9 protein-coding genes and 5 pseudogenes are annotated in these 16,202 nt (G+C 61.8%); 3 read left to right on the top strand and 11 right to left on the bottom strand.

What is annotated here, in order from left to right:
* Window positions 1-2: 2 nt before the first annotated feature.
* From murD to dinB, 10 genes and pseudogenes are all read right to left on the bottom strand, one after another.
* Window positions 3-1,604, bottom strand: a complete 1,602-nt coding sequence (gene murD, locus ACF0H6_RS20695; RefSeq protein ID WP_395251275.1) for a UDP-N-acetylmuramoyl-L-alanine--D-glutamate ligase — start codon at window positions 1,602-1,604, stop codon at window positions 3-5.
* Entirely contained in the window at window positions 1,586-2,695 is a 1,110-nt protein-coding gene (gene mraY, locus ACF0H6_RS20690; protein WP_395251274.1) for a phospho-N-acetylmuramoyl-pentapeptide-transferase, read from the bottom strand. The genes murD and mraY overlap by 19 nt, the downstream gene beginning before the upstream one ends.
* Window positions 2,692-4,181 (bottom strand): annotated as a pseudogene (gene murF / locus ACF0H6_RS20685) (UDP-N-acetylmuramoyl-tripeptide--D-alanyl-D-alanine ligase). The gene mraY and the pseudogene murF overlap by 4 nt, the downstream one beginning before the upstream one ends.
* A gap of 6 nt (window positions 4,182-4,187) precedes the next feature.
* Window positions 4,188-5,828: a UDP-N-acetylmuramoyl-L-alanyl-D-glutamate--2,6-diaminopimelate ligase gene (locus ACF0H6_RS20680; protein ID WP_395251273.1), complete on the bottom strand. Its 1,641-nt coding sequence runs from the start codon at window positions 5,826-5,828 to the stop codon at window positions 4,188-4,190.
* Window positions 5,829-5,968: 140 nt separating this feature from the next.
* The gene (locus tag ACF0H6_RS20675; protein ID WP_395251272.1) at window positions 5,969-7,765 is read right to left on the bottom strand and encodes a peptidoglycan D,D-transpeptidase FtsI family protein; all 1,797 of its coding nucleotides are present in this window, start codon (window positions 7,763-7,765) and stop codon (window positions 5,969-5,971) included.
* 42 nt (window positions 7,766-7,807) lie between these two features.
* A pseudogene (locus ACF0H6_RS20670) lies at window positions 7,808-8,474 on the bottom strand (hypothetical protein).
* Window positions 8,471-9,467: pseudogene (gene rsmH / locus ACF0H6_RS20665) on the bottom strand (16S rRNA (cytosine(1402)-N(4))-methyltransferase RsmH). The pseudogenes ACF0H6_RS20670 and rsmH overlap by 4 nt, the downstream one beginning before the upstream one ends.
* A gap of 179 nt (window positions 9,468-9,646) precedes the next feature.
* Window positions 9,647-10,078, bottom strand: a complete 432-nt coding sequence (mraZ, locus tag ACF0H6_RS20660) for a division/cell wall cluster transcriptional repressor MraZ (protein WP_395251271.1) — start codon at window positions 10,076-10,078, stop codon at window positions 9,647-9,649.
* A gap of 349 nt (window positions 10,079-10,427) precedes the next feature.
* Entirely contained in the window at window positions 10,428-10,790 is a 363-nt protein-coding gene (locus ACF0H6_RS20655; protein WP_395251270.1) for a DUF3040 domain-containing protein, read from the bottom strand.
* A gap of 235 nt (window positions 10,791-11,025) precedes the next feature.
* Window positions 11,026-12,296 (bottom strand): annotated as a pseudogene (gene dinB, locus ACF0H6_RS20650) (DNA polymerase IV).
* A gap of 96 nt (window positions 12,297-12,392) precedes the next feature.
* Here dinB and ACF0H6_RS20645 point away from each other — a divergent pair.
* Together ACF0H6_RS20645 and ACF0H6_RS20640 are read left to right on the top strand one after the other, a co-directional pair.
* On the top strand, window positions 12,393-12,926 hold the full coding sequence (locus ACF0H6_RS20645) for a hypothetical protein (protein ID WP_395251269.1): 534 nt from the start codon (window positions 12,393-12,395) through the stop codon (window positions 12,924-12,926).
* An 89-nt stretch (window positions 12,927-13,015) separates the two neighbouring features.
* A pseudogene (locus tag ACF0H6_RS20640) lies at window positions 13,016-14,015 on the top strand (polyprenyl synthetase family protein).
* Between the two features lie 117 nt (window positions 14,016-14,132).
* Here the strand turns inward: ACF0H6_RS20640 and ACF0H6_RS20635 are convergent.
* A complete protein-coding gene (locus tag ACF0H6_RS20635; RefSeq protein WP_395251268.1) occupies window positions 14,133-14,486 on the bottom strand; it encodes an Rv2175c family DNA-binding protein in 354 nt (117 codons plus the stop codon).
* A gap of 236 nt (window positions 14,487-14,722) precedes the next feature.
* Between ACF0H6_RS20635 and ACF0H6_RS20630 the strand changes: the two genes are divergently transcribed.
* A complete protein-coding gene (locus ACF0H6_RS20630) occupies window positions 14,723-16,120 on the top strand; it encodes a LysM peptidoglycan-binding domain-containing protein (RefSeq protein WP_395251267.1) in 1,398 nt (465 codons plus the stop codon).
* The last annotated feature ends 82 nt before the right edge of the window (window positions 16,121-16,202 follow it).

The raw sequence follows: 16,202 nt of genomic DNA, 5'->3' as shown, positions 1-16,202 counted from the left end.
TGTTACTCCTCGGTGGTCTGTGCCTTGCCTTCCACTAGCTCGCGAACTGCCCTGATGAAAGCATCGCCACGGTGAGCGTAGGAAGAGAACTGGTCCATGGAAGCAGCCGCAGGGGCCATCAACACGGTATCGCCGGAGACAGCAATACTGGCTGCTGACTCGACAGCTTGGGCCATCACGGTGTCGCCGAAGATCGGGGACAGTTCCGTGGCGGCACCAAGGGAGTCGGCAGGCTGCACCATTTCAGTGTCGCTCTTGGGCTGCCCGATTACGGGCACATCCGCTGCGTGTCGCTTGAGGGACGCTTCCAGGTCGGTCGTGTCGGTTCCGATCAACACCACGGCCTTGAGTTTTTGTGCGTTGTTTTTGACCAATTCGTCATAGTTGACGCCCTTGGACAAGCCGCCGGCGATCCAGACCACGTTGTCGAAGGCCGACAGGGCAGCCGAGGCAGCGTGCGGGTTGGTGGCCTTGGAGTCGTTGACCCAGAGAACACCGTTCTGCTTGGCCACCGGCTGGATGCGGTGGTCACCCGGAAGATAGTTCCGGAGGCCGTCACGCACTGCTGCGGGTTCGACGCCGTAGGCGCGCACCAGGGCCGCTGCGGCCAACGCGTTGGCGACCATGTGCCGCGGCGCCACCGGACCGAGGTCCGCCAGCGAGGCAAGCTCCTCGGCTGAATTCCGTCGTTCTTCGATGAACGCGCGGTCCACCAGGAGTCCCTCGACCACGCCGAGCATGCTGACCGCCGGGGTCAAAGTAGTGAACCCAATGGCTCGGCATCCCTCGACGACGTCGGCGTTCTCCACCATGCGTTCGGTCTCGATCTGCTCGGCGTTGTAGATGCACGCCTTCTGAGTGTTCTCGAAGATCTTGGCTTTGTCCGCAAGATATGACTCGTAGGATCCGTGCCAATCGACGTGGTCCTCGGCGACATTGAGGCAGACACTCGCCACCGGAGAAAGTGATTCAGCCCAGTGCAGCTGGAAGCTGGACAGTTCAACCGCGAACGCATCGTATTCCACCGGGTCACGGAGGGCGTCGAGGATCGGAGTGCCCACATTGCCTACGGCGATCGCCTTGAGGCCCGCCGCTTGCAACATGGCTTCGGCCATGCCCACCGTGGTGGTCTTGCCATTGGTACCGGTGATCGTGAGCCAGTCGGCCGTCTTGCGGCCCTCGCGTTCACGCACCCGCCATGCGAGTTCGACGTCGCCCCACACCGGCACATGTGCCCGTTTGGCAGCTGCCAGGAGGGACTGGTCCGGGCGCCAACCCGGAGAAGTGACAACGAGTTCGGCCTTTTCGCCGTCGACCAAAGGCAGTTTATTCACGGCGTCCTGGCCAAGAAGGACATCCGCCGCGCCCACGATCTTCAGTGTGTCCGCTTGGGCGAGGGCTTTCGTGCTCGTGGCGGCGTCAACCACCACCACCCGAGCGCCGAGTTCGATCAAGGTGTCGGCGGCCGCGAATCCGGAGATGCCGATGCCGGTCACCACAACGCGCAGACCCTTCCAGTCGGAGTCCCAACTGACGAGGTGCTTAAGCCGGTCAGCGGCCGAAGGCCTGGTTTGAGGATCTGAGCTCACAACAGCACCACCCATTCCGCATAGAAAATGCCAAGGCCCGCGGCCACGAACAGGCCACAGAGAATCCAGAATCGGACAACCACCGTGATCTCTGCCCAGCCCTTGAGTTCGAAGTGATGCTGCAAGGGTGCCATCTTGAAAACCCGCTTGCCCTTGGTGACCTTGAAGTAGCCCACCTGGATAATGACCGATAGGGTAATGAGAACGAAGAGCCCGCCGATGATGCCGAGCAAAAGTTCCGTGCGGGAGAGGATCGCAAAGCCAGCCACCGCACCGCCGATGGCCAAGGAACCGGTGTCTCCCATGAAGATCTTTGCCGGGGATGTATTCCACCACAGGAATCCAACCAGCGCTGCGCTGCAGATTGCGGCCAAGAGGGCCAGATCAAGGGGATCGCGGACCGTGTAGCAACCGCTTCCCGCTTCACGCGGCGAGCCGCACGCCTGGTTGTTCTGCCAGATGCCCATGAGCGTGTATGCCCCGAAGACCATGATGGATGCGCCCGCAGCCAAGCCGTCGAGTCCGTCCGTCAGGTTGACGCCGTTGGTAGCGGCAGTGACTATCAGGTTCGACCAGATAACGAACAGGATGGCCCCAAGGACGGTTCCGCCGAAGGCCAGGTTCAGCCACGGAATGTCCCGGACCAGGGATATATGCGTGGAAGCCGGCGTGATCCCGCTCGCGTCGGGGAAATTCAGGACCAGTACGGCAAAAACAATGCCGACGAATGCTTGAAGGATCAGCTTGGCTTTAGCGTTGAGTCCAAGGCTTCGTTGCTTGGAAATCTTGATGAAATCATCAAGGAAGCCAACGAATCCCATACCCACCATGAGGAACAACAGGAGCAAGCCCGAGGCGGACGGTCCCGGTGAATGCGGGTTAATCATCCACATGATCAGGTGGGTCAATCCATAGCCGATAAGCACGGCGGCCACCACCACGGTTCCGCCCATGGTGGGAGTACCGCGCTTGGTGTGGTGCGAAGTGGGTCCGTCGTCCCGGATGAACTGACCATAGCCCTTGGTGACGAGGAAGCGGATGAAGAGTGGCGTGCCGATCAAAGCCACCAGGAGGGCGACGCCGGCGCCGATCAACAGTGCAATCACAGCAGCTCATTCCCTTCAGTGGCGGCAGTCGCAGCCGCGGTGTTCGCACTCTTCCCGGCCTGTGGTGGTAATGCTATCCGATCCCCCAAATACCTGAGGCCGACCACATTCGAGGACTTGAACAACACCAGGTCGCTGGCTGAAGCTCAGCCTGCAGGAGTTCGTAGGCTTCGTCGGCAGTTTCGGTGAAGCTGCACTCGTCGCCCCAGGAGCCTTCCTGGATCGCGGAGATATACAGCGCGCGTGCTTCACGGCCAACTACCACCAGCCGGGAGATGTTCAGGCGAACCACCTGGGTCCCCACAGCGGTGTGTTCGCGGATTGAATCCTCGCCAAGTTCCAGCATCGCGCCCAGGACCGCCCACGTGCGGCGTCCCTGGCCGATGTCTGCAAGGGTGCGCAAAGCCGCACGCATGGATTCGGGATTGGCGTTGTACGCGTCATTGATGACGGTGACGCCATCTGCCCGCTCCGTGCGTTCCATCCGCCACCGGCTGGCCGGCGACTGCTCGCTCAGCGAGGACGCGATGTCCGCCGGGGATAACCCTGCGGCGAACGCGGCGCCCGCGGCCGCAAGCAGGTTGGTGATGTGGTGTGCACCAATGAGCTTGCTGTGGACGGCATGGGAGGCCCCGCCGTCGGGCAATTGGAGTTCGAACTCAGGGTGGCCGTCGTTGTCGATGTCGGCATTCCTGGCTTCGACCTCGGAGCCGGTAGCTCCGGTAGCCGTTGTGCCGAGCACTTTGGCTTGGGTGCGGGAAACCATCGCCGCGACCCGCGCGTCGTCGAAGTTGAGGACGGCTGTTCCGTCCCGGCCCAGTGCTTCGACGAGTTCGCCCTTGGCCTTGGCAATGTTCTCCACGCCGCCGAACTCCCCCGCGTGCGCCGTGCCCACGCCAAGAACCACGCCGATATCCGGGCGGACCATCTCGGCGAGGTACTTGATGTGGCCCACGCCGGTGGCGCCCATTTCGATCACGAGATAGCGGGTGCCGGCATCGGCCCGGAACACGGTGAGCGGAACCCCAACCTCGCCGTTGTACGAACCCTGCGGAGCCACCGTTGACCCGGCCCGGGAAAGAACACCGGCCAGCAGGTCTTTGGTAGTGGTCTTGCCCGCGGAACCCGTGATGCCGATGACGGTAAAGGGCTCGCCCTGCGCCGCGCGGGCGGCGCGGATGCGGCGCACGCACTCAGCGGCCAGCGCACCCATGGCGAGCACGGCGTCATCGACGACGACGGCGGGGTAAGGCCGTCCGTCGTCGTCCATCACGTCGCGCTCAGCCAGCGCCAAGACGGCGCCGCGCTCAAAGGCCGCGCCTACATAGGCGTGCCCGTCAACGTTCTCTCCGGGCTTGGCCACATACATCGATCCGGGAGCAACCTCACGGGAATCGGTAACGACGGACGCCGGGACAATGCCCGGGTCCGCTGCCAATCGGCCGTTCGTGATATCGGCGATTTCCGCCGCAGTAAGTGCAATCATCTCGGTCTAGGACTCTATCCGCTCGTCCGTGGAAACTTTGAATCCCCTGGCTGTCAAGGCAGCCCGTAGTTCTACCCGGTCGTCGAGTTCGAGGTTGACGCCCTTTACCTCTTGCCAGACCTCGTGGCCGCGTCCGGCGACCAGGATGGTGTCCTTTTCGGTGGCCAATGCCACGGCTTCGCGGATGGCGACATCCCGGGGATATGCCTCCAGGATCTCGCAGCCAAGGTGCTCGGATTCGCGGGCAGCCTGAGCCCCGGCCATGACTTCCGAGCGAATACTTGCGGCGTCTTCGTCGTGGGGGTCGTCGTCGCTGATAATCACGACGTCGGCGAGGCGGGCGGCGATGGCCCCCATGGTCGGCCTTTTGCTTTGGTCGCGCTGGCCGGTGGCGCCGAAAACGACGATGACGCGAGATCCGGGTTCCTGGGAGCGGACCGCTTTCAGGGCCCTCGCCAGCGCGTCCGGATTATGCGCGAAGTCAACAACGGATGCCGGTGCATCGGAGATCAGTTGCATCCGGCCCGGCACCGAAACGGTGAAGGGATCGTGCCTGTCCAGCGCCGCCTGCAACGCGAGGGGGTCTACACCGGAGTCGAGCACCATGATGGTCGCGAGGGCCGCGTTTGCGACGTTGAAGTCCCCCGGCAATCCCGTGTGCACGCGCAGGACAGTTCCATCACCGTGCCGCAATTCGAAGTCGGTTCCAAGCCCGCGCGGAGCCAGGGACTCCACCGTCCAGTCGGCGTCCCGGCCCTGCGTTGCGGACAGGGTGGTCACGGGAATTTCCGCTTCTTCAGCCAGCAACTGTCCCCAGGCGTCGTCCACGGTCACCACAGCGCGTCGTGCGCGTGCAGCAGTGAAGAGTTCGGCTTTCGTCCGGAAGTACCCGTCCATGCTTCCGTGGAGGTCCAGGTGGTCCTGGGTCAGGTTGGTGAAGCCTGCTACATCGAACATGACCGAGTCGACCCGGTGGAACGACAAAGCGTGGGACGAGACCTCCATGGACGCTGCGTCCAAGCCACGTTCACGCATGAGCGCGAGCAACGCGTGGACATCCGTGGACTCCGGTGTGGTCAGCAGGCTCGGGATGGCCTCACCGCCCGCAAGTATTTCGATCGTCCCGATGAGTCCGGGATTCTTCCCCAGCGCGCGCAGGAGCGAATTGATGAAGTAGGTGGTGGTGGTTTTGCCGTTGGTACCTGTGACACCAAAAAGTGAGGGCGAAGCCTCGTCGCTGGGTTGGCTGCGATAAATAAGGGCAGCGAGGGGCCCGACGGCGGCGCGGGGACTCTTGACGATCAGCACCGGAACAGCAAGTTCGTTGCCAAGTGCCAACTGGCGTGCGCCCTCCTCGTCGCTCAAGACCGCCACGGCTCCGGCCTCCACGGCTTGGGAAACAAAATCGGCTCCGTGGCGCGTGGCTCCGGGCAAAGCGAGATACAAGTCTCCCGGCTCTACCGTGCGTGAGTTGAGGGACACTCCGGTCACCGAGGTGCCACCGGATTCCGGAGGCAGCGCGATTCCCAAGGAAGCAGCGATGGTCTCCAGGGAGACTGACGCCACGACGGCGGGCCGGAAGCCGGGTTTGTCCGTAGCCGGCGGGTTCCCTGTAGGGATCGATGCGGCGTCATTCTGCTCTGACAAGTGAGTCTCCGTTGGTGCTCGTAAAACTGGCCGAGCGGGAACCCTGAGGCCCCCGCAAACGGCATGGGTGGATCGTAATGTGGCGGGACAGATGCCCAACAAGCTTACTTGGCGAATATGACTTACTTGCCGTACTGGCCCTATTTGCCGTACTGCGGGAGCCGTGCCGGAGTTCCGGTAGATGGCGGGACGTTGTACGTGCGCAGGACCTGGCCCATGACCGAACGGAAAATCGGGCCTTGGGTGATGCCGTAGATGTTTCCTTTGGGGCGCTGGACAACTACCTCGACAATAAACCGCGGATTCTCCATGGGAGCCATTCCGATGATGGACGCGGTGTAGCCGTCGAAGCCCGGCAGGCCATCTTCACGGGGCGCCTGGGAAGTTCCCGTTTTGGCGCCGACCCGGTATCCGTCGATTCCGGCATCCTTCACTTCGCCCATGGTGACGTTGCTCTCGAGGATGTCGCGAACCTGTTGGGCAGTGTCCTGGGAAACGACTTGCCGCGAATCCTTGGCAGGAACTTTTTGTTCGACTCCATCGGCTCCCACGTAGCCATTGATCAACCGTGGTTGGAGCATCAGGCCGCCGTTCGCCACTGCTTGATAAGCCCGGACAGTCTGGAGCGTCGACTGGGAAACGCCCTGCCCGAACAGCACGGTGTATTGCTGCCGGTCGTCCCACTGATCAGGCTTTGCCAGGATGCCTGAAGTTTCGGCCGGAAGACCAATGTCAGGAGCTTCGCCGATACCGAAGCGCGAGAGGTAGTCATACCTCTGTTGCTTTGTCAGGCGGCTGCCGATCATCACGGTACCGGTGTTCATCGAATAGCCGAGGATGCCGGCGAGGGTCCTTTGTTCAGTTCCATGCTCGAAAGCGTCAGTGAAGGTCTGCCCGTCGATGGTCAAAGCCGGCGGAATGGTGACAGTGTCCAGCGGGTTGGATTTTCCTTCATTGATCGCGGCCGACGCGGTGATCATCTTCTCGACAGAACCAGGCTCGTAAGCGGCCGTCACGGACCGCACGCCGCGGTCCGCGGCCGCAACCTTGCCGGGGTCGTTGGGGTCAGGAGCATTCGTGTCGGCCATCGCAATGATGTTGCCGGTCTTGATGTCCTCGACAACCACCGATCCCCATTCAGCATTGAGCTGGTTGACCTGCGACTGAATGGCCTGTTGCGCAAAGTACTGAATGTCTGTGTTCAGGGTCAGCTTGACGTCCTTGCCATTGACCGCGGGGGTCAGCAGGTCGGTTGCCACGGGGATGCGAAGGCCATCCGCCCCGATTTCGAAGGTGCGCTTTCCGTCTTGCCCCCGGAGGAGGGCATCCTGGGTCTGCTCAAGTCCGGCCTGGCCCGTGGTGCCGTCCTTGAGGAATCCGAGGACTCCCCCGGCGACGCTTCCGTTGGGGTAGACCCGCTTACTGATGCCCTCCGACACCACACCGGGAATGTGCAGCTGGGAGATCCGGTCTTCAACGTCCGGCTTCACTTCCTTGGCCACGATGTTGTACTTCTTCTCGCCCGTCAGGGCTTGAGTCACCTGGCCGACGTCCATCCCCAGGGTGCTGGCAAGTTCTGCGATGCCTTGGGTTCTCGAGATCAGATCGATGGCTTGGGTTTGGGAGTTGTAGCGGGAAAACCGAGCCGTATTCGTGTTGACCGTTTGGTCCACCACGATGTTGTAGCGGATGACGCTGCTTGCCAGCACAGTGCCGTTGGAGTCAAGGATCTTTCCGCGCTCGGCTGGCAAGACAGTGGTTGTGAGCCTGTTGTGATAGGCAGCTTCGGCCAGGCCACCGACGTCGAGGCCCTGGACGAGGAACAACTTGCCCCCAACCACCAGCAGCAGCGTCAGCATGATTCCGAGGCCGATGCGCAGGCGCTTCTTCGCCGCCGACGTTCTCTTGTTCTTCGATTTGCCGGTGTTCTGCACCACGTCGATTCCTTGCTGCTTGCCTAGATATCAGGTCGGCTGGAGCTACTGCCCGGGCACCTTCTGCTGTGGAACGGGGACCGAACCACCATGGAGATCCACCACCGGCGGCTTGGGGGCCGCAGGAACCACCGGTGCCGCCGGTTTAGCCGGCGTCGCATCCGCAGCCGAACTGGACTTACGGCTGTCCAACGAATCGTCCTTGGCGGGTGCGGGCGATACGACACTGAGCTGGCCCGCCACCGCAGGAGCTGCAATGACGGCACCGGGATTCTGTCCCTTGGTCGCCGGCGTCGCTTTTCCTGTGACCGTGAGGTTATCCAGGTCGATCTGGCCCGTGGCAGTGGAAGCTACCATTCCCAATTCTGCCGCCTTGGCGGCCAAATTCTGGGGAGCCTCGTAGTTCTGGACTTGCTGTGTCAGATCCTGGTTCTGCTTGGTCAGGGATGCAGCGTCGTTCTTCAGCTTCACCAGGTCGTATTGGGCCGTGGAAACGGAGATATTGAGCACCAGGACAGTCAACAGGGCTGCGGCGAGTACTCCGAAGCAAAAGACCACGAACGGGGTGCGTCGCCGTCCCGGAACGCTTTGCACGAGCGAGAGCAGCGTCACTGGCTTTGCGAGGGGCGTCGCGCTCCGGACCCCGGACGGGCAGGGCGCGCGCGGTGTTGCCGACCGTGGTCGGCAGGATCTTCGCGGCGGCGGTGCTCATGCTTTTCTCCTCGCTTTGATGCGTTCCACAGCCCGTAGGCGGGCAGATGCCGCACGCGGGTTTTCGGCGATTTCTTCGGATGTTGGCACTTCTGTGCCTTTAGTCAGGGTTTTGAATTCAGGTTTGTGTTCTTCCAGCTCCACCGGGAATCCGAGCGGAGCCGATGACTTGGACCTGGACTGGAACACGGACTTGACGATCTTGTCTTCGAGTGAGTGGTACGACATCACCACTACGCGTCCCCCCATGGCTGAGGCCGAGAGGGCCGCAGGTACTGCCCTCTCCAAGACGTCAAGTTCCTCGTTCACTTCAATCCGCAATGCCTGGAAAGTTCGTTTCGCCGGATGCCCCCCGGACTTTGCGGCTGCCGCAGGAACCACGTCGCGGATCTGTTCGACGAGTTCGCCCGTGGTGGCGAAAGGCCGGGCGGCCCTCGCAGTGACGATGCGGTTTGCGATCCTGCCTGCGAACTTCTCTTCGCCCCACTTGCGGATAATCCGCACCAGATCCTCTTCGGAATAGTTGTTGACGACGTCAGCGGCAGTCTGGCCTCGGCTGGTGTCCATCCGCATGTCCAGCGGAGCGTCGTAGGAGTACGCGAAACCACGCTCACGCTCGTCCAGCTGGAGTGAAGAGACACCGAGATCCATGAGGATGCCGTGCACCTCGGGGATGCCGAGATCAGCAAGGACATCCTCGATCTCGTCATAGACGGCGTGGACGAGGTCGGTCCGGGTCTCGAACGTCTTCAGGCGCTCTCCGGCAGGCCAGGGCCTCTTCGTCCCGGTCTATTCCTACAAGGTGCAGGTCTGGGAACCTCTGCAGCATGGCTTCGGAGTGGCCACCCATTCCCAACGTGGCATCGATGACGACGGGCGTTTCTCCACGGCTGCGGGCCGCCTCAAAACCTGGTGCCAACAAATTGATGCACCGATCCTTCAGGACCGGTACATGGCGCTCCGAGGTTGGTTTTGGCGCGTCTTGCTCCTCCATGCGGCCTCCTCAGAATCGTTCGGTGCATCTGTCAGTCGGGCGATTGCTTCTTAGGCCGGATCCCCATCCGCGCCTATCGCAGCGTCTGCCTGGCACCGGGGAAGGTGAGCCAGGAAAACGATGTGATGGGCGGCTGGAGATCCCGTCCAAGAAGCCTGTGTTGCTTCCTGCCCCGGTTCCTACATGAACCCGGGAAGGTTGTCGTCGTCGGTCTCCGAGAAGGCGGCTTCCTTCTCGGCCAGGTACTCGTCCCAAGCTTGGGCGTCCCAGATCTCTGCCCGGGTTCCGGCGCCGATTACCGCCAATTCCCGGTCGAGACCTGCGTAGCTTCGGAGCGCCGGCGGAATCGTCACGCGCCCCTGCTTGTCAGGTACCTCGTCAGAGGCTCCTGACAAGAAAACCCGGATGTAGTCACGTGACTGCTTGGAGGAGATGGGAGCCTCCCGCATGGACTCGTGAATACGTTCGAATTCCCGCTGGCTGAAGACGTAGATGCAACGCTCTTGGCCCCTTGTGAGAACCAGTCCGTCAGCAAGTTCCTCGCGGAACTTGGCGGGAAGGATGATCCGGCCCTTTTCGTCCAGACGCGGAGAATGTGTGCCAAGAAACATTGGCCCACCGCCCCCATCTGTCAAAGGTGTCCGTAACCGCCCCACGCCGCCACTACCCTCTTACGCGCTCCACTTTACTCCACAAACCCCCACAGTCAACGCAATCCGGCGTGTTTCTACCCCACTTTCGGATGAACGAGCCTGAAAACCCGCGGAATTGGTGCGTGGTGGACAGTGGAGTGGATTTTGCGTCGAGGTTCTTGGGGATCGCACGACGCCGGACGGGAGTCGCGCTCACCGCCTACCTGGCAGGGGCGAAGGGCCCGTTAAATGCGAAAAGACCCGAAGTTCGGGTCTTTTCGCAATCAGGCCGAGGCCTGATGGTGCAATGTGGAGGATTCCGCCCTTACTACTCTTCGCCGCGGCGGCGCTCGTCCCAGCGCTCCTCAAGGTTGCTCATGAATGAGTTCTTCGCCTTGGCCGGCCTGACGCCCTTGGTCTTTCCGCCGATGGCCCTTCGCAGGGTCGCAAAGTAAACACCGGCTCCCATGACAATGAAGCCCAGCACGCCAAGGAAGATGTTCTGCAACGACACACCCACCAATAACAAGAGGATCCCGGCGATAGTGCCTAGAACGCCAATAACGATGTGCCTGGTCGACCATGAACGAATGGGATCCGAGCCCATTGAATTGGCAAACTTTGGATCGTCCTCATGCAGTTGCTTCTCAAGCTGCTCGAGGAGCTTCTGTTCGTGCTCCGAGAGGGGCATCGCGACCTCCTTTAGTCGGCCAGCGCCTGGGTATGCCGCGGCCGTTGCTTCTGTTCCCTTGAACGGATGAACCCAAAAAAGGGTTCCCGAAGACCGGGTCTCGTGAACACGGTCTCACGGAACAGACACAACGTAGCAATTTATCCAGACGGTCTAAATCTGTGTATCTCTAGGATAGTTTGTTGGCCGCTGTTCTGAAAGACACGCCGAAGGCACACGGGAGGCACTTCGGCCCCTACGCAGTCTCTGGCTCATCAGACTCGGCGTGCGGCTCCAAAAGCCTCGCCGGAAGGACCGTTTTATTGCCGAATCGCTCGCTGACACGGTCCAGGGCCTGCTCAGCCGCCCGCCAGTTGTCGTCCCTGCGATCCAGGCTCAACTGCAGGGACGCGTGTTCAGCCGGCTCGAGTTGCTCCGCACGGACACCTACAAGACGCACGCTCATGGGCCGCTCCCCAGGGATGCCAGCAACTGACTCACCACCTGGTAGATCAGCTGGGCGCTGTCCACCGGGGTATGCATGGTCTTGCTTCGGCTGATTGTTGAAAAATCCGCGTAGCGCAGCTTCAGCGCAATAGTCCGGGCCACCATTCCGGTGCTCCGTAGCCGGGTAGCGGTGCGGTGCGAAAGCCTGAGCAACTCGCGGTGGAGTAGTGCATCATCCGGGGTGTCTACCGCGAAGGTCTCTTCCGAGCCAATGCTCTTTTCGAGACGGAGGGGTGTGACGGGCCGTGGGTCCAGGCCCATGGACAATCGATGGACATGCTCTCCAGAGGCTCCGAGGACCTTTTTCAAGGAAGAAAGCGGGGTGGCCGCAACGTCAGCCACCGTGCGGATGCCCAGCCTGGCCAGGACATCGGCCGTCTTGGCCCCTACTCCCCACAAGGCGTTCACGGGAAGGCTGTGCAAGTAGGCTACGGTCTGCTCCGCATTAATGAGCAGCAGTCCGTCCGGCTTGCAACGCGTGGAAGCGATTTTCGCGACGAACTTGTTGGCCGCAATACCCACGGACGCTGTGATCCCCAGCTCGGAAGCAACCCGACGCCGGATCAAGTGTCCGATGTGGAGGGGAGGACCCAGCCTCCTGATAGCGCCGCCTACATCCAGGAAAGCTTCGTCGACGCTAATGGGCTCCACGAGGTCGGTTATTGATTCAAAGATTCCCATCAACTGGCCGGACACCTCGTAGTAGAGGCTGTGACGCGGTTCAATAATGACCGCGTTCGGGCACATGCGCATGGCGATCGCCATGGGCATCGCCGATTTTACGCCCAAGGCACGTGCTTCGTAGGAAGCAGACAGTACAACGGAACGATCCACTGGAAAGCCCACAATCACGGGCCTTCCGCGGAGCTCCGGGCGGGTGCGCAGTTCCACCGAAACAAAGAAGGCATCCATATCCACATGCAGGATGCTGGTGCGCCTCAGCTCCCGCAGCACAGCCGGATCGGGGGCGAACCCTTGTCCAGGCGCCCGCCTGTCATCCTCTGTCTGTGGTCTCACCATCAAATCCTATGCCGAGGCACTGGATAAACTAGTGGCTGCATCCGGCGTCCTAAACTGGAGGCAGCATCCGGCGTCGTCCCCCAGGAGGAAATCCTTGTGAAGCTCTTTGGAAAGCCTCAACCCGTCAGCGTGGCCCTGTTGGCCGCAGGCGTCCTGTTGACCATCTCGGCTTGCGGGTCCTCTCCTGCAGGCACGGTATCCCAGGGGCCTGCGCCAACCTCGTCCGGACCGGCAAGTGCGCTGGCAAGCCCCGCGCCAACGGGCTCTTCCACGGCGGCGCCGGGAGCATCAACGGCGGTGGGTGCGTTGGTACCGGGGTTCCCGCAACAATTGATTCCGCTGATGCCGCAGGCAACTGTGGAATCCAGCAGTTTCGACAAGAACGCCTCCCCTGCTTCGGTGGCCCTGGTCGGCACCATTGCCTCGCCGGCCGATTCAGTCGTGGCGTTCTATAACTCCGCGCTCACCGCACAGGGCTTCAAGGAAGTTCCCGGCAACACTGTAGGAAGTATCAAATCAAAGGACTTCCTGCGCGGAGACAATGAAACGGTAAACATCTCGGTGGTGGAAACCGCGGGCAAGTCCACGTTCACCATCGGCGCCAACGTGGCCGCCGGGTCCATCAAGTGATTGTGGAGAGTCCCGGTTCGGAACAGAACCGTTTCGTGGCCGACGTCGCTGCCAAACTTAATGGCTTCCTCGGTGCGCAACAAGAGACCATGGCGACCATATCCCCCGACGTCGCCCCACTGATGGGCTCCATCACGAGCCTTGTAACAGGCGGCAAGCGCCTCCGGGCCTTGATGTGCTACTGGGGGTGGCGGGGCGCCGGGGGCGAGCCAGCGAATCCTGACATCATCACTGCTGGCTGCGCATTGGAACTCTTTCAGGCCGCGGCCCTGATTCACGATGACATCATTGACCGCTCCGACACCCGGCGCGGAGGTCCCAGCGTGCACAAACGGTTCAGTCAACTCCACGAAGGCGAGGGTTGGGCCCTGGACAGTGAACGTTTCGGGCATGCGGCCGCCATCCTGACCGGGGATTTGTGCCTGTCTTTCAGCGAAGAGGCGTTCACGCAGATTGGCGCCAGGGCAGCTTCCGGAACGCCAGCGCGGCGGATCTTCAACCTCATGCGCGCCGAGGTCATGGCCGGGCAGTACCTGGACATCCTGGAGGAAGTTGCCGGCCCGGCGCGGGACCGTGCGGGCGCCGTCAACCGTGCCCAGTCGATCATCCGTTTTAAGTCAGCAAAGTATTCAACGGAGCACCCCTTGGCGCTTGGTGGCGCTTTGGCCGGCGCCAGCACGGAACTCCTGGAGGGTTATTCCGCCTTCGCCCTGCCGCTTGGTGAGGCCTTTCAGCTGCGCGACGACGTCGCTGGGCGTGTTCGGCGACCCGGGGACGACAGGAAAACCCGCAGGCGATGACCTGCGTGAAGGCAAGCGGACCGTGCTGGTGGGCTTCGCCATCAACCAGGCCGGAGCCGCCGATTCCACCTATATCGACACCATGCTCGGCAGGCAGGACCTCGGCGAGGCCGAGGTTGGTGAGATCAGGCGGATCATCGTGGATTGCGGAGCACTTGAAGCAACGGAATCCATGATCGCGGAGCTGAGCAACGAAGCCTTCGAAGCATTGGAGCGTCTCCCGCTGGCCGAGCTCCCCTTGACTGCGCTTCGTCAACTTGCCGAAGCCGCGGTCAGCCGGGCCGCATGAATTCTTGGTTGAATGCAGGTTAAGAACAACCTCATTAGACGGCTTAATAGAGGAGTGGCGGCAGTTTCCTGCCGCCACTCCTGCATTTGGAGCTTCACTGCATCTAAAGAGGATCCGTTACCAGGCCAGCGATTGAGCCCTGCGTCGGATTTCAGTCTTACGCCCTTCACGCAACGCGTCGACGGGGCGGCCACGCAGCGACTCATCCGGAGTGAAGAGCCACGTAATGAGCTCCTCATCCGTGTACCCGGCATCGCCAAGCACTGCAATGGTGCCCTTCAGGCTATCCACTACATGACCCTCCTGAATGAAGAGCGCGGGAATCGAACGGATGTTCCGCTCGCCCACTCTCACCGCCACCACTGCACGCTCATCCAGAAGACCGTGGACCTTGGTGATTGACACGTTCAGCAGCTCTGCGACATCGGGCAGCGGCAGCCAATCGGAAACGAGGCTTTCTACATTACTCACGGATCAAGATTGCCACGCCCTTGACCTCTGCGCCTAGCCAGCCAGGCGTTAGGGGCGTGATTTGTGGCCGCGAAATTGCCAAATGATCGATCACCCGCGGATTTCTTGTGCGAAATCGAAAAATGTGAGAGATTCACATTGATCACATTTGCATCACTACTCACTTTAGTAACATTGGTATCACTGGCAACAGCAGCATTCCCAAAATTTGCGCTGCTGAGATGAGGATTGCTCCCATGACGACGCCCCGCTCGCCCAAGAAGACTACGAGCATGCCCATAATTGCGGCCACCACAGCGGCGCTGCCCGCCGTCATGCTCTCTTCACTGGCGCTCGCCCAACCCGCAACTGCCCTTCCTGCCGTACAGCCCCAGAGGGTCCCGGCCACTCTTGCTGCCGCCATGCAGGCGCAGGCCCAGGCTTCCGCTGTGGCAGCCAATGTCATTCCTGCATCTTCGGTTGCCGCCACAATCCCTGCTGCCTTGCAGCCCATGGCACCGGCGGCCCCGGCCACCTACACGATCGTCCGGGGCGATACCATCAGCGGCATTGCGGCCCGTTACAGCCTGGACACGAACACGGTGTTGCAGCTCAACGGACTCTCAGCCAGCACCATCATCTACCCCGGGCAACAGATCAAGCTGTCCGGTTCCGGAGGTCCGGCCGCCGCGCCGGCACCAGCCGCGGCAAGCCCGGCCCCCGGCTCGCCGTCGTCAGGGGCCACGTACACGGTTGTACCCGGCGATACGCTGAGCGGGATAGCCGCGCGCAATAGCGTGGCCCTGTCCGACGTCTTCAGCTGGAACGGCCTCGATGGCCGGTCAATCATCTACCCGGGACAAAAGATCAAGATCGGCTCGGGAACCAGCGCACCGGCTCCTGGAGCACCGGCCCCGGTGGCACCTGCCGCAGCGCCGGCTCCCGCTCCTTCCGCTCCTGCAGCCCCTGCACTTGCCAACACGGGCGCCTACACAATCAAGGCAGGCGACACTTTGGGCGGCATCGCGTCACGCCTCGGAGTCTCGCTGTCATCGCTGCTCTCGGCCAACAACCTGTCGATGAGCACCATCATTTACCCGGGACAGAAACTCGCCGTCCCCGGCGCCCCTGCTGCCGCTCCGGCTGCCCCGACCCCGGTGACGGCTCCCTTGGTTCCGAGTACTTTCCTGGGGTACACCTACCCGGCCGCAGTAGTGAGTTCAGCCAACGCAAACAAGGCCTTGCTCAACGCCTCACCGGTTCCCAGCACATCCCAGATGAAGGGGATCGTGGCGGACACTGCCCGCCGCATGGGCGTAGACCCGTCGTTGGCGATGGCCTTCGCCTTCCAGGAATCCGGCTTCAATCAGCGTGCAGTCTCGCCGGCCAACGCCATTGGCACGATGCAGGTCATTCCCTCTTCCGGTGAATGGGCTTCCGAACTCGTAGGACGCAAGCTCAATCTGCTTGATCCGTACGACAACGCGACTGCCGGCGTCGCGATCATCCGCGCCCTTGTGAACACCAGCAAGGGCCTGGACAACGCCATTGCCGGCTACTACCAGGGCCAGTATTCGGTCAGCAAGCACGGAATGTACGACGACACGAAGGCCTACGTCGCCTCAATCAAGGCGCTCAAGAAGAACTTCAGCTGAGCCCCATTGCATGAAACGGGCCCGGATCGCATGGCGATTCGGGCCCGTCCTTTATGCTCAACTAGGATCGTAGGGTGCAGGA

It is taken from the genome of Arthrobacter sp. NA-172 (assembly GCF_043952055.1).
Taxonomy (GTDB): Bacteria; Actinomycetota; Actinomycetes; order Actinomycetales; family Micrococcaceae; genus Arthrobacter.
Note: the sequence above shows the minus strand (reverse complement) of the source record. Positions and strands in the feature narration are given on the sequence as shown.

Excerpts from the sequence above, each read along its gene's own strand:
- mraZ (WP_395251271.1), bottom strand. The coding sequence starts at position 10,078 with ATGTTTCTTGGCACACATTCTCCGCGTCTGGACGAAAAGGGCCGGATC.
- ACF0H6_RS20630 (WP_395251267.1), top strand. The coding sequence starts at position 14,723 with ATGACGACGCCCCGCTCGCCCAAGAAGACTACGAGCATGCCCATAATT.
- ACF0H6_RS20655 (WP_395251270.1), bottom strand. The coding sequence starts at position 10,790 with ATGCCCCTCTCGGAGCACGAACAGAAGCTCCTCGAGCAGCTTGAGAAG.
- murD (WP_395251275.1), bottom strand. The coding sequence starts at position 1,604 with ATGGGTGGTGCTGTTGTGAGCTCAGATCCTCAAACCAGGCCTTCGGCC.